Raw genomic sequence first — 15,244 nt, forward strand, 5'->3', positions numbered from 1 at the left:
ATATTATAAAGACAAAACAAAGGCAGCATAGGCAGTTTTTCCGAAAAACGAACTTTCTGTTTATATTTTAATAGTAAGCAACGATTCCGTCGTAAATCGCTTTAGCGCCTTTTTCTTTGTAAATTGAGCTTTTGAGCTTAGCCGCATCGTTGATATTGGTGATAAACGCAAGTTCAACAAGGCAGCTTGGCATTTTGGATTCCCTGATGACATGGAAGTTGCCGATTTTCACACCACGGTTTGTTGTATTCAGCGCTACATAGAGACGATTTTGAATCTCGGTTGCCAACCTTTTACTATTGGCTGATTCATACGTCGTATAATAGTAAGTTTCTGTTCCGGAAGCAGCAGGCGTTGCCGAGTTTGCATGGATGCTGACAAACAAATCTGCTTTATTTGACTGTGCTTTTGACACGCGCTGTGCAAGCGTTAGGTAAGTGTCGTTCGTCCTCGCCATTATTGGCAGAGCACCGCCGTTTGATAATTTCGTATTAATTAATTTTGCAACATCAAGGTTCACACTTTTTTCATATAGACTGTTGCCGATAGCACCGCTGTCTGTACCTCCGTGCCCTGCATCAATGAAGATTTTTTTGCCGACGATCGGATTTTTCAGCTGTGACACGACATTGGATTGAAGAGAAACCGTTCCGCCAAGCACGGTAAACGTCGTCATGTTTTTGGAACCGATCACTTCTCTTGTCGGTGTCGGCAAAGACGATGCATTCGTGAACATCATCGGACGGTTTTGCTTAGCCGCCAGAACAGATCCTGTTAATCCATCGGCATACGCATAGCCGTTGCTGATAATTGCATTCTTCGCAGAAGAATAATATTTCTTGACGACATTTGCCGCGACTTCATAGCGGTTGCTGCCGCCGATCCGCGTCGGAGAAGCAAGCTGTTTGTATACGCTGCTGGAGATGCTGACTTCACCGCCTACGACGATGGTCGATGTTGTTCCTTTGCTCTTCATTGCATTTTTTGTCGCTGTCGGTATGGAATTTGACGATGTTAAAAGAATCGGAATGCCGTTTCTTGCGGCATATGCGCCGATCGCTAGGCTGTCAGCATACGCCGTTCCGTTTGCGATGACAGCTTTTGAATTTTTCGGCAACTTATTCGCAATATTCGCCGCAACCTCGTAGCGATTCGCTCCGCCGATGCGTTCGACAGATGACACACCAAGCTTTTTAATCTCGTTTACGACGCCGTTTTGAACGCTGACGGTTCCGCCGATTACGATCACTTTGCTAGGTTTTAACTGACTAATTCGGTTTTTTGTCGCCGTTGGTAATTTAGATGCTTCAGTTAATAGAACAGGCGCGTTGTTTCGATAGGCAAATGGAGTCGCTGAAAGGACGTCTGCATATGCCTTTCCATTTGCAACAATGACAGTGCTTGCACTTGACCATCCCTGCTTGGAAACGTTCACCGCAACCTCATAACGGTTTACACCGTCTAATCTTGTGACAGAGTTGGCCGCAAATACATTAGGCATAAACAAAAAGAACCCTAACAACAACATAGGTACAGCTTTAAGAAAAACCCTCAAAAAAATAACCTCCAAAAATGTAAATGTTATGTTTTCCCCTGAACATGAACAGAGGAGGCACCGCTGCCTCCTGCTCTAACTCTATTAATAGCTTGATAGAGTCGTATTTGGATAATAGAAACTTAAAATCTTCTTGTAATCGTGCCCGGCAGCAGCTCTGGCATTTGCTCCATACTGACTCATGCCGATTCCGTGGCCGAATCCTTTACCGCTGAGAGTAAAAGCGTTCGTATTGTTTGATAAAGAAGCATACGTGCTCTTCATATTCATGCCGCCCAACATCGATCTTAATTGAGTCGTCGTCACGGAAATCGTCGCTGTTTTTTCTGAAAGTTTTCCGTTTGACAGAACATAGCCGTTTGATTTTTCTTTGACAAAGTAAGAAAACTTCACCTCTGCTGTTTTCGGCCGATGACCGGCAGTTTTTACACTGCTCAGGCTCAGGCTTGAGATTTTAGTGATCTTAATAGATTCCGCATTAGGATATTTATTGGTCATAAACCAACTTTTCAGTCCCGATAAATAGGCAGAGTTCGTTTCATTAGTCGAATTCCACCAAGTGCTAGGGCTGCTCAGATTTAAGCCGCTGGTATTGATCTGCGTTTTATTCAAAGATATCGACCAGCTGGTTTTCGGGTCATATGTATCTGCTTTGGCGATTAAATAAGGAACATTGCCGCCCCATACCTCTGCGCTTGCTTCCGTATATCCCCCGTTGCTTGATGAGTAAACGGCCGAAATCAAATTGCCGTTATATTTTAAAACTTGTCCTTTTGTGGAATTTACAACGCTGGATGTCTTCGAATTCCAGTCATATCCGCCGTAAACCTGAAACGATTGCGTATCAGCCACTACTTTTCCTGCGGAACCGACCGAATATGTTCTCGCTGCCACCGCTTGGGCTTTTAAAGCTTCAGTCTGCCAACTTGCTGGCATTTCGTGCGGCACAACACCTTTTAGATAATCTTCGAACGGAATGTTTTCGTTTATCGGTCGAATATATTTGCTTGATTCAATCGTAAACTTCATATTGCCTAAATAAGGCCTTCCGTTGATGCTGATGGAATTTGAAGTCGAATATTTTTTAGGTGATGTCGTAAATGAAGTTCCAAACGTTTTGACAGCTTTATTATTTTTGTTGAGCACAAGCTTTCCGCCCGATAGATTAACAGAGTATCCGTTCCCGGTAATCATATCTGCCAGGCTGTTTTTCAACGAATCCGTGATCGAGGCGGTCCCTCCAAGCAAAGCAAAAGACTGTGTTCCTTTTTTGGCGACTACATCTGCGACAGGAGCCGGCAAACTGCCCGATTGGACAAGTAGCAAAGGATGCTTTTGTTTGGCTGCAAGGACGGAACCGGCCAGTGCATCCGCAAAAGTCATTCCGTTAGACATGAAAACCTTTGATGCGTTCATGTTAAGCGCGTTAACAATATTCGCAGACACTTCATATCTGTTCGCACCGCCGATGCGGGTAACAGCCGCTTTTTTCTTTAATGTGTTTTCAACACTTGTGCTGACACTCAACGGACCGCCGACGATTGTAACTTTGCTCGGAATATTGTAATCGCTTCGAATCGTATTATTCCCTGAGAGCAGTATCGGATAACCGTTCATTGCCGCATAAGGCGCGATCGACAGAGCGTCGGAGAAGACCAAACCGGTGGCAACAATCGCTTGGCTGTAGGACCCCATCCGGCTCGCAATATTTTTAGACACATCATATCGATTGGCGCCGCCGATACGGACAATTGCCCCATACTTTTTCAGCGTGTTTTCAACATTTTTGGAAACGCTCGTTGTTCCACCAATAATTAAGATGTTATCTGGCTTCATCTTGGTAATTTGAGTTTCGGTTTTCGCCGTCAGCGTTCCCGCATCTGTTAAAAGAATCGGCGCATCGTACTTCTTTGCAAGCGGAGTTGCAGAGAGCGCGTCCGCAAAAGCGTCTCGGTTGACAATCACGACTGTGCTCGGGTTCGTCCATCCGGCAGATGCGACATTGTTTGCCACATCAAAGCGGGTCGCCCCGCCGTACCGCTCTGTCGCGGAGATTCCCGAGCCCGGAATTTCGTATGAGCCGGTAATGTCGATATCAACACTTGATTTATTGCCCAAATAATTACTTAACTTTACCGAAATTGTTTTGTCGGCAGCCTGGGCAGATTGCGTAAACATCAGAGCTGCAGCAGTTACTGACGACAGAACCAGAAGCTTCATCTTTTTCAAAACGTTATGCCTCCCTTGATTCAGCTCTTTATTTGATTTCGATGCTTTTCAGCTCCAAGACGCCATTCTCGACTTTTGTATATTGGACTTCGACTTTTTTGCCCTCTTCAATGGAATTGACTTTTTCCTGAAGATCTTCATCAATTTGAAGCGTTGTTTCTTTGCCATCGATGTTCACCGCAATTGTATGGCTGTCAGCCAACCCCGCGAATGAACCTTCTTTAGTGATGGTTTCTTCAGATGCTGCATTTTTATTGCCTGAGCTTAACTTGTCCTCCGATTGGCCCGAAGTGCCGCAGGCTGACAACAAAAGCAGCATTGATAATGTCAGAACTATGAGTTTTTTCATCTTCTTCACCTCTCCCTTTTTATCGACAAATTCCAACAGATTCTTTAATTTTAGCGAAAAATTTTGCAGATTGGTTGGTTTTTTTGAAACATTTTTCTAAGAATTTCGTCTATCCAAAAGGACACCTATATTTATTTTTATATTTTTGAATTTTAAGAAACTTTTAATCTAAGTAGCTATTAAAAGTTGAGGGCTATATGAGAGCTGAAAAGAGAAATAAATAGAAAAAAAGCCCCTTATAATTATTGCTTGATTGGAATTTTTTGTTCTCAGCACAGAAGGCTACTCCTATTACTTATGGAATAAAACGGCATCTACTGTGGCAAACATTCATGAAAATATTAACAAATCTAAACACGATTCAGCTGTTGATATTGATAAACATGATCCGTTTTCCGTGCTTCTCAAGGGTGTCGATGAACGGGATGGTGATAAGGAGCGCGCAGACTACCTGATCTATATGACGGTGAATCCGAAAACGAAAACGATTGAAATGGTCAGCATTCCGAGGGATACGTATACTTAAATTATCAGCAAAGGCAAGATGGATAAAATCAACTATTTATACGCATTCGGTGTGTTCAGATGACGGCAGACACGGTTGATAATTTTCTCGACGTTTCGGTCGATTTTTTTGTTAAAGTGAACATGGAAAGTTTCAGAGAAGTCGTAGATATGCTTGGCGGGGCATTACCGAGAACAGTACGTTCGCTTTCGCTATGACGGCTATTCATTCGGCAAAGTCGAGATTACGCTGAATGGAAAAGAAGCGCTCGCTTATACGAGAATGAGGAAAGAGGATCGGAACTGCGATTTCGGGCGCCAGAACAGACAGCGTCAAGTTATCGAAGGAATCATTAATAAAGGCATAATATATCGTCCATCACGAAATTCGGAGATATGTTCAAAGTGTTCGAAAACAACGTTAAAACGAATCTCACGTTTAACTATCAGTGGGATATCCAATCCGGTTTTAAAGAAGCACGCTCAAAAGTCATTCAGCATGAGCTGAAATACGACGGCACAAAAATAAACGAATCTATTACTGTAAGCCGCCGACAAAGCTCTCTGTACGACATTACAGATCAACTGAAAGAGAGCCTTAATAAATAAAAAAGCTTCCTGTAAAGGAAGCTTTTTTATTTATCTTTAAACACATCAGGCCGTGCTCTTCGGTATCCGTAACTATAAAGCAGCGCCTCCGCAATTCGCCGCGAAGCCCATCCGTCCCCGTATGGGTTTGAAGCCTGGGACATTTTGCGATATTCATCTTGATCGGTCAACAGCTGTTTAGTCAGTTGATAGATCTTATCTTCATCCGTTCCTGCCAGTTTAAGCGTACCGGCCCGAACGCCTTCTGGCCGTTCCGTAGTATCGCGAAGCACGAGGACCGGCTTTCCAAGCGACGGCGCTTCTTCCTGCACCCCACCCGAGTCGGTGAGGATGAAGTGAGCTTCAGCAGCGAAGTTGTGAAAATCGATGACTTCGAGCGGCTCTAACAGATGGACTTTATCCAAATCACCGAAGTGCTTTGCAGCCGCTTCACGAACAGCGGGATTGAGATGAACGGGATAAACGACCTGTACGCCGTCAAATTCTTCGACGATTCGCCTGATCGCTTTAAACATGTTTTCCATCGGCTTCCCTAAATTTTCACGCCGATGTGCGGTAAGTAAAATCATCTTGTCACTTCCGATTTTTTCAAGGACGGGATGTGCATAGCCGTCCCTTACTGTTGTGCGAAGTGCATCAATTGCGGTATTTCCGGTGACGAAAATCGTCTCCGGATCTTTATTTTCGTGGAGTAAATTCTTTTCGGCCTGCTCTGTCGGCGCAAAATGAAAATCGGCAATCGATCCCGTCAGCAGCCTGTTCAGCTCTTCAGGAAACGGCGAGTATTTGTTCCCGGTTCTAAGTCCCGCCTCTACATGGCCGACGGAAATCTGGTGATAATAAGCAGCAAGACTACCCGCAAATGTCGTTGTCGTATCGCCGTGAACAAGCACAATGTCCGGTTTGATGGACTGAAACAGCTCGTCTAGCTTCATAAGCGCATTAGACGTAATTTCAGCCAGCGTTTGCCTTTCTTTCATGATATTCAAATCAAAATCAGGCTTTAAGTCAAAAGCTTCAAGTACCTGGTCAAGCATTTGCCTATGTTGGGCTGTAACCGTCACATAAGACTCAATTTGAGGATATTTTCTTAATTCAAGTACGAGCGGCGCCATTTTTATGGCTTCAGGGCGCGTGCCGAATACTGTCATGACTTTTAGTTTCTTCATTTTTCTATCACCTGTTTTCTATATGAATAGCTTTATTGCCAAGTTTTCTGGTTGGAAATATATCGAATCCTTGGATTTCTTAAGACGATATACTCATCATAAAACATCCAGTGATCAAACCGCAAACCTTCCTGTTGAAGAATGAAATTTCCTTTCATTATATAACACCTTTACGCTTTATACTTGTTTAGACTTGTTTAAGAATTGTTTTTCTTATATGATGTGTTTGTAATTGTAATTTTTCGGGGTATAGCATACATATATTCTCCGCTTGCCAAGCATATTTTTCTTGCTCACTAGAAAACATAGTTTAAGGAAGGTGTATTGAATTGAAGAAAGTTCGTAAAGCGATAATTCCCGCAGCGGGCCTTGGGACACGTTTCCTCCCTGCAACGAAAGCGATGCCTAAAGAAATGCTTCCAATCGTAGATAAGCCAACTATTCAATATATTATTGAAGAAGCCGTTGAAGCCGGCATTGAAGATATTATCATCGTAACAGGTAAAAGCAAACGAGCGATTGAAGACCATTTCGATTTCTCGCCGGAACTCGAAAGAAACCTTGAGGAAAAGGGTAAAACCGAACTGCTTGAAAAAGTAAAAAAAGCGTCAAACCTCGCTGATATTCACTATATTCGCCAAAAAGAACCAAAAGGACTTGGGCATGCCGTTTGGTGTGCACGCAACTTTATTGGAGACGAGCCATTCGCAGTGCTCCTTGGAGACGACATTGTCCAAGGAGAAAAACCTGGTCTTCGCCAGCTGATGGACGAGTACGAAAAGACTCTCTCTTCCGTTATTGGCGTTCAGCAAGTGCCTGAAGACCAAACACACCGCTACGGGATCATTGATCCTCTGACAAACGAAGGGCGCCTATATCAGGTCAAAAACTTTGTAGAAAAACCAAAACCGGGCACGGCACCGTCTAACCTTGCGATTTTGGGACGGTATGTCTTTACTCCTGAAATTTTCATGTACTTAGATAAACAGCAAATCGGTGCAGGGGGAGAGATCCAGCTGACCGATGCTATTCAGCAGTTAAACGAAATCCAGCGCGTATTTGCTTATGACTTTGAAGGCAAACGCTATGATGTTGGAGAAAAACTCGGTTTTATCCAGACAACTCTCGAATTTGCCATGCAGGACAGCGAACTGAAGGATTCACTGATTCCATTTATGCAGGACCTTCTGTCAAAAGAAGAATTTTAATAAAAAGTATTGGATAGATATGGGGACTCCCCCCCATTTTTGAGACAGGGATCGATCAAAACACAGTTTATACAGCCAATTGCCGATCGTTTATCGGTAATTGGTTGTTTTATTTCGTTTGAATACGAATGTTGTTATAAATAAATGTATTCTTTGACAGTGCGTTCTAAAATGGCGATCGTGGTTTAATCAATGCTGTTAAGATAAATAAAACGTTTGATAATTTAGTGAGGAATGAAACGATTCGATGGAAGCATTATCAGCGGACGTCCCTTTGCGGGATATGCTCTGGTGTTTTAACAGCTTTCTGATACTAGTAAGATGTATATGATCACTATGTAACACGCAGTTCTCAGACATGTTGGCAGCTGATCAAATGTGTATAAAACAAAGTTTCTGTCCTGCTTATCTCCAAAGCAATAACTTCTCCATTGTATACATCCAATATACTGGAAAGGTGCAATTTGTTCTGTCCATAAGGCAAAAATACATGATACACGCTACTAGTTTTTCAAGAATGTGAGCAGACTGAGAGTTCCGACTAATATATTATCGACCACGCATATGGCTGTCTATTATTCTTACGCTTTTACATCTTAGCCCGGCACTGCCACTGATTTTTCTGCATAATTACTTGAACCGTTTTATGGTTGATACGCATTCCCTTTTAATATGGCTGTGATTTTTTCGATATCCAAATCGATACTTGTGCTGTCCATAACGTGCCGATTTGTTTTCCCAAATGCCGTTTGAGGTGATTTCTCTTCCAACGAAAATAAGACGCTCGTGAGATACCTAAATGAACACAGATATCCTGCACGATCATTGCGCTGTGCAATACCTCTGCAAGTTTGACAGTTTTAACACTTATTCTGTTTTCTCAGGTAACTATTCTCTGTCTGCAGCTTCTCTAAATTCGGAAGTATACTCCGGCCCTTTTCCGAAAATGTGTATTGCTTCCAACAGGTTGTTCGAATCGATGTTATCCCCAGCCTTGAGCCATCTAACACACGTCTAAACCTGCGTCTTATTCTTGATATTCAATTTCTTAATGTTTTCTTTCATAGGCACGCCTGCCAGTCTCATTTCTACAGCCTTCTGTTTAACTTCAACCGGATCACTCACTCTTGTTCCCATAGAAAAAACACCTCCTAGTCTTATATCGGATAACAACTATCCGTTTCCAAACTAGAAGGTGTTTCATTTATGGGTCAGCCCCTATCCAATAGCTTTAACTTTTAAACAAACATCGCTCCGGCGGCCAATACGAGCAGGATGGATAAACCTGCAATCGGAATGATATTTGCCAAAGATTTTTGTTTTTTCTTTTCTTTTTCAGGATGAGCTAGATCTTCTTCGGACAAAACCTTTTTGCGACTTGCTAATTGCTCTTTTTTATATTTGTCTTTCTCTTTTATGGAAAGCTTTTTAAACCAGCTGATAAATTCTTTATATTCCTTTACGACCGTCTTTGTATCATCAAACATTCGAAGCTCGCCATTATCGATCCAGGCGACCCGATCGCAAATTTTCTCGATTTGACCAATTGAATGGCTGACAAAGAAAATGGTTTTCCCTTGATTTTTAAACTCGGTAATTCTGTCGACACATTTATCATAGAAGGTTTGATCACCTACTGATAACGCTTCGTCAATAATTAAAATATCGGGATCAATATGCACTGAGATCGCAAAGCCAAGCCGGGACTTCATTCCGCTGGAATAGCTTTTGACCGGCTGATTGATAAACTCGCCGATTTCAGCAAATTCAACGATGCTGTCATACATCTCATCAATTTCTTTATTTGTGAGACCCATCATTAAACACTTGAGACGAATGTTATCTCTGCCCGTCAGCGCATTGTTTAATCCTGCGGAAATCGCAATCAGGGAAGGTTGCCCGTTCATTTCAATTTCACCGCTTGTCGGCGGAATGATTTTTGCCAGCAGGTTGGACATCGTCGATTTTCCCGATCCATTAATCCCCACAAATCCGATCGTCTCCCCTTCGTACACATCAAAGGAGACATTCCGAACAGCAAAAAAACTTTTATCCTTATTCGGAAAAAACAGCCCTTTAATTTTATCCGATTGTTTTTCATAAAGCTGATACTGTTTTGAAACATTTCGAAACGAAACTTTTAGTTTCATCTTTAAAATCTCCTTACGTATTAAAGAAAGTCAACAAACCTATCCCTGAATTTCATATGCAGGACAGATCCTACAGTCAAGAGCAATAATGTGAAAGCCCAGAAATACAACGTGTATGTTATATCTTCGAAGAACCAGCTTCCGTCGAAAAAGCTGCTTCTAAATCCATCTAAAATATAAAAAAGTGGATTCAGTTTAATAGCTGTTAGTAAAACGGGATGCTCTTTCCCTAACTGATGTGCTATATCCCAAAAGATAGGCAACAAAAAAAACAGCAGCCTTGTCACAGATTGGAGCAAAAACTGATAGTCCCTAACAAGCACACTAATGGTTGAATTAAACAAACTAAAGGCAAACATAAATATAACCATACAGATAAAATAGTAAATGTATTCAATCCAATGAAGACTTGGATAAATACCAGACGCTGTTAATGCAACGATATAAATCACCATCATCACAAAATAGCTGAACAGGTTTGCCACAATCGCTACTGAAGGAAGCGAGCTAATTGGAAAATTCATTTTGGCCACCATGTTGATTCGCTTATATACACTGTTTGAACCATCTAGAATCGTCGGGCTGATAAAAAACCACGGAATCAAACCGGCTAGCATCCAAATGATAAAAGACACTTCACCAATACCCGTAACCACATCAGTGCTTTTTCTAATCCCGATCCCAAAAACAAACCAGTAGGCCAACATTTGAATGAGTGGATTTAACAACTGCCACAGCACACCCAAATAGTTCATTTGGTATTTTGATTTTGTTTCGTAAGCTGCCAAGCGTAATATTAAAGAAAATGACGTTGCTTGCTCTTTCAGTATTCTCACTAATGCATTCATTCTAATCTTCCTTAAAATATTAGTTTTGGTTCACAAAAAGTCTAAATTAACACTGCTCTCTATTGTAACAGATAATGATTAATTTTTCACTTTTGGACTTAACCAAAGCATGATACCAAAATTCCCAATGTTACCCTGTTAATTATTAAAGGTTACTCTGAGCTGATCTGTAGAATATTTGACACTCAAGTACAATATGGAACCTTTTCATATTACAATTCAATATATCTAAAACTTGTTATTATCTTTTTTTGTATAGAATAAAAAGAAGGCGATGGTAGAAAGAAAATAAATTTTAATTAAAAGAACTATTGTTCCCTTTACAAGGGTAAAGAATGAAGCTGATATTATAGAAGTTTTCGTTAGATACAATTTAAAATTTCTTGATCATATGTTTATTTCGATTAACCGTCCAAATGATGAAACTAGAACAATATTAAAAAATTTATTGAAAGAAGGATTACCTTTAACTCTATGGGAGGACGACGATCCTTCATTTGAACAAAATAAAAAAACCACTGAAGCTTATCATAGAATTTCCAAGGAACTTAATTTTGACGCAATTGTTTTTTTGGATGCTGACGAGTTTATTTATGGAGATATAACTGAAATCAAAGAAAACATTAAGCCAGGAAATGTCTATCAAATGGATAGGCTTGAGTACGTTTACTTAGAAAACGTTTCGTTTAACGAAAACGTTTTAGAAAAGATAAGGTATAGAAGAAAAAAGTATCAATCGGCAAAATCTTTAATTTGTCAAGACAAAAAGGATTATACAAATTATAAAATAGGGAATGGGAACCATTACGTTTATTATAAAGGAAAACAAAAAATAGACGGTAAGTTGAATCTGAAATTAGCTCATTTCCCTTATAGATCAACCAATCAATTCAACAACAAAAATATATTGAATTGGCTCTCTCTAATGTTTAACAATCCTGCCTTATTACATGCTGAAAACACTATTGATGTACATTGGAGAAATTCTTATAAATATCTATTAGACAGAAATTTAAAATTGTCACCCAATGATCTATTCTCATATCTTTATAAATGCACTGATCAAGAAAGCTTTAAAGAAGAACTAATATTTGAGCCCTTGAATACAAAAGATATTGATTTAAGATACACTAACCTAGAGAATGAAAAGTCATTACAATATATGCTAGTAAAAGATTTTGAGTCAGCTTTAAATAAAATAGAGGAATTGAAAAATACTCAGCCCAATACCTTAACTAACTCGATTTACCCTTCCAAGTATGATAGTGGTTTTATTTATAATGAGGTCAAGTTATTAAATAATGCAAAAGTTTATGCACAAGATACCCTTCCTCGAATTAGAAAAATAGGAAATGAAGTGGAATTATCTGGAGCTATTAAAGGGATTTCTAAAGGGAAGTCAGAAGAATATATTGAATTTCCAAAAGAAATGGCACCGGATCGAAACTTTCAATATACCAATGTTTCTTCTCATGGCAGTTTAAATATTGGCAAGTACAACCCAATGGACGGTTGAAATTATTAAGAGTCACTAATCAAAATGCTGATAATTTATCCTGGTATCCTTTTCATATTCGTTGGTTTGTTTGAATTTAATCAAAAAATAGAATCCTCCTTTAAAACACTGAGAGTGTACCTTATAGGGGGATTTTTATCTATTATATGGGAATATAACGTGTTTAACGGGGGGAATTTAAGCTTAAAAGATGGAAGTAATGTTACCCTCTAGTTTTCAAATAGACATACATAAAGCAACACGAACTTATATGTCAACACGCTACACGCTGTTCTTTAATTTATTACTTTCCATAATTTAATTTAACATGAAGTCATAAATAAACGACCTTAACTCGAAATAGAAAAACGAGTTAAGGCCGTAATAAGAAAAGTTTTAACTGGACTGGCTTAAAGTCCAAAAATTAAACAAGCATTACTTAAACTTCTTCGGAACAAACTTCCCTATAAAACATTTTCATTGCTTGATGATTGTAATTTTCGTAGTCAAATCTCTTGAATCTTTTATTATAATTTAAATCCTTATTTAATGCCCTACCCCTGTCTTCCGAGTTATCTAACACGAATTTTTCCATTTCAGAAAAAAGTCCATCTACATCATTCGGAGCAAGCGTACCATACCCATCTTCTAAAATGCTTCTAGACCCTGCAATGTCAGTAGCAATTATTGGTTTATTTAGTACAAGCGTTTCTAACAACACCATTGGCTGGCCTTCATGATTAGAAGATAAAACGAAACAATCAGCTTTATTAATCAAGAAAAATGGATTTTTCATTTGTCCAGTGAATATAACACTTTCTTCTAGTCCCAATGTTTCAACCAAATCATTTAAAGTTCCCTTTAAGATACCGTCACCAATAATATAAAGCTTCATTTTTAAATTTTGATATTTGTTAATCAGTTGAGAGAATGCTCTAATTAATTTTTCTTGATCTTTTTCTGGTGATAACCTTCCCATGTTTACAAAGTTGATTTCGTTATGTTTAGGCAGTCTAATGCCTTTAATACTAAATGCTCCTGGCTTTTCTTCCTTTTGAATAATATAGTCTTGTCCCTCATAGCTCTCAATTAAAAAACCATGATTTTCCACAGAATCTTTAATTTTGTCTACATTTAATGAGTTATGAACATAAACCATCTTATTTGTATCAACATGCTGTGCTAAATTTTCAGCGTTTAGATCCCTAGTATGTTTTGCAACAGACACGATTTTATTAAAGCATTTATATAGAGAAAAGACTATGCCTAATTTACGTTTATGCTTATACTTACCATTTATGATTTTATTGGTCTCAGCAAGCATATCATTATGTTGATATATGCTTTTTTGGGGAAATTCTCCCAAAGACATGACCATCGTCCAGAAAGGTACGTATCCACTAAAATCGACTGCTATATCAATTCTCGCGTTTCCCAACATACGATTTATTTCTCTTTTAAAAATCTCTTCAGGCTTCCTTTTCGCTAATTCCTCGGTGTAACCCCTTTTATTCATCAATCCATGTAGATACCAGTCTTTTATGGTTAAGTTCATGCTTCCTACTCGATAGACCCGCTTTGCTTTTTCATTTATCCTGCTTATATTATAAGAAGATTCTTTATCGTAGTTTCCTTTATCAATCACAATAACATTATACTTTTCGTAATCGATATTGTTTAATAAATTTATAGCTGAAGATGTAATACCATTATTCAAGAAACCGCCACAATAAATCAAAATGTTTTTTTTGTGAGGTTCTTTAACATCAAAGACACAGTCAGACTGTTCCTGTTTGCCTTTAAATATAATATCAACTATTTTTTGAGTAGAATCTCCAACTCTTTTGATATAGACCTCATTCATTTCTTGATATACAGACTGATATCGGTCTTGTACAGACTCAATTTCTTTGATACATTTTGCAAGCTCATCTGTTGTTTTACATATTGGACCCGCTAGTGTGTTAACATCCAAGTACATGCCTCTTTTTTTCAGATACTGCTCTTTATCATACATAAAATACAGAATTGGTTTGTTGGTTGCCATATAATCAAAGAAAATACTTGAATAATCCGTTATCAGGATATCTACAAGCGATAGTAACTCATTTGTATCTATACAATCCGGAATACACTTATTCATTAATTGTTCATCGTGTTTAATGTATTTAAATAAAAGAGTATGGACCTTTAATATAAGCTGATAATCATCCGGAATCTTTTCATTCAATGCCGAAATATGATTAAATAGCTCTTCATTAATGTTGGAGACACTTCCTACTTCTCCTCTCCATGTAGGTGCATACAGAATAATTTTTTTATGAGGATCAAGTTCTATAATGTTTTCTAACGTTTTTCTAAGTTCTTCTTTATCTGTATTAAAGGTTAAATCCATCCTTGGATAACCCTCTTCAATGATTTCCCCATTGTAAAGGCCTTCCAAATCATGAGAATCAATTAATTTCTCTGAAGTGAATTTATTTGGAGATAAGATATAGTCACTATGCAAAAAGTTTCTTTGGATATTTTTATGCTGACCAATAGGCCCCTCCATATCTTTTCCAAGAGTTTTAAGAGGAGTTCCATGCCAAGTATTAATATAAATTTGTTCATCCTTCTTTTGAAAGTAGGTAGGAAAAGTAACATTATTAATTAAATATTTTGCCTTTGTCAAATATTTAATATATTCCTCACTATGAACTTTAACAAATCTTACATTTTTCAAGCCTTTATACTTATTGGCATAAGGATTGTCCTGATCATTTAACGCCCATACGTGTGTAAAATTTTTGTATTCTTCATTGTTAACTAGATGCTTAAATATTGCATATGGATTGTCATTCATCGCTTTTCCATGATAAGATTCATAGAAAATAATATGAGGATCGATTTTATTTTTCTTGAAATTTCTCGTGTAATCAACAGTGCGTTTAAAATTTTTGTTGTTAGTATATGTTTTAAATGGTTCTAATAAAAACTTCGCTCTTCTTTTTGCTATTTTTAATTTCTTATTCATTCCAATCTCCTCTATTTTCCTACTTATTTTAAAGGTAAATTTATTAGTTCATTATTCATATACAAGAAAAAAACTCTTCAGTTACTTCTATGTTTTGGTTGATTAAACTTAA

General features: G+C 38.5%; 8 protein-coding genes and 3 pseudogenes. 3 read left to right on the forward strand and 8 right to left on the reverse strand.

The genetic code is table 11. The features are described 5' to 3' along the window. Positions 1-67: 67 nt before the first annotated feature. The 3 genes from NSQ16_RS18545 to NSQ16_RS18555 all read right to left on the reverse strand — a co-directional run bounded on the left by NSQ16_RS18545 (position 68) and on the right by NSQ16_RS18555 (position 4,133). Positions 68-1,555 carry an N-acetylmuramoyl-L-alanine amidase gene (locus NSQ16_RS18545; protein WP_033881223.1) on the reverse strand — a complete coding sequence of 496 codons (1,488 nt, stop codon included), beginning with the start codon at positions 1,553-1,555 and terminating at the stop codon, positions 68-70. Between the two features lie 84 nt (positions 1,556-1,639). Next, complete coding sequence (locus NSQ16_RS18550) at positions 1,640-3,784, reverse strand: SpoIID/LytB domain-containing protein (RefSeq protein ID WP_230488612.1); 2,145 nt, start codon at positions 3,782-3,784, stop codon at positions 1,640-1,642. A 28-nt stretch (positions 3,785-3,812) separates the two neighbouring features. After that, complete coding sequence (locus tag NSQ16_RS18555) at positions 3,813-4,133, reverse strand: hypothetical protein (protein WP_033881224.1); 321 nt, start codon at positions 4,131-4,133, stop codon at positions 3,813-3,815. 197 nt (positions 4,134-4,330) lie between these two features. Between NSQ16_RS18555 and NSQ16_RS18560 the strand changes: the two are divergent. After that, positions 4,331-5,246 (forward strand): annotated as a pseudogene (locus NSQ16_RS18560) (LCP family protein). Between the two features lie 26 nt (positions 5,247-5,272). On the opposite strand, the gene wecB reads toward NSQ16_RS18560, so the two are convergent. Beyond that, positions 5,273-6,415, reverse strand: coding sequence for a UDP-N-acetylglucosamine 2-epimerase (non-hydrolyzing) (gene wecB / locus NSQ16_RS18565; RefSeq protein ID WP_031601046.1), 1,143 nt, complete (start codon positions 6,413-6,415; stop codon positions 5,273-5,275). A 329-nt stretch (positions 6,416-6,744) separates the two neighbouring features. On the opposite strand from wecB, the gene galU reads away from it, so the two are divergent. Next, a complete protein-coding gene (gene galU, locus NSQ16_RS18570) occupies positions 6,745-7,623 on the forward strand; it encodes a UTP--glucose-1-phosphate uridylyltransferase GalU (RefSeq protein WP_014481080.1) in 879 nt (292 codons plus the stop codon). Between the two features lie 109 nt (positions 7,624-7,732). On the opposite strand, the pseudogene NSQ16_RS18575 reads toward galU, so the two are convergent. The 3 genes and pseudogenes from NSQ16_RS18575 to NSQ16_RS18585 form a co-directional block, all read right to left on the reverse strand. Then, positions 7,733-8,760, reverse strand: a pseudogene (locus NSQ16_RS18575) (IS3 family transposase). Between the two features lie 107 nt (positions 8,761-8,867). Continuing rightward, positions 8,868-9,773 (reverse strand): annotated as a pseudogene (gene tagH, locus NSQ16_RS18580) (teichoic acids export ABC transporter ATP-binding subunit TagH); the annotation flags it as partial. Between the two features lie 20 nt (positions 9,774-9,793). Beyond that, on the reverse strand, positions 9,794-10,621 hold the full coding sequence (locus NSQ16_RS18585) for an ABC transporter permease (RefSeq protein ID WP_085185605.1): 828 nt from the start codon (positions 10,619-10,621) through the stop codon (positions 9,794-9,796). A 391-nt stretch (positions 10,622-11,012) separates the two neighbouring features. Between NSQ16_RS18585 and NSQ16_RS18590 the strand changes: the two genes are divergently transcribed. Continuing rightward, on the forward strand, positions 11,013-12,137 hold the full coding sequence (locus NSQ16_RS18590; RefSeq protein WP_230488611.1) for a hypothetical protein: 1,125 nt from the start codon (positions 11,013-11,015) through the stop codon (positions 12,135-12,137). 418 nt (positions 12,138-12,555) lie between these two features. On the opposite strand, the gene NSQ16_RS18595 is transcribed toward NSQ16_RS18590, so the two are convergent. Next, positions 12,556-15,132, reverse strand: coding sequence for a glycosyltransferase (locus NSQ16_RS18595; protein ID WP_327836403.1), 2,577 nt, complete (start codon positions 15,130-15,132; stop codon positions 12,556-12,558). Between the last annotated feature and the right edge of the window lie 112 nt (positions 15,133-15,244).

It is taken from the genome of Bacillus sp. PS108, from assembly GCF_037963335.1.
Lineage (GTDB): Bacteria > Bacillota > Bacilli > Bacillales > Bacillaceae > Bacillus > Bacillus subtilis.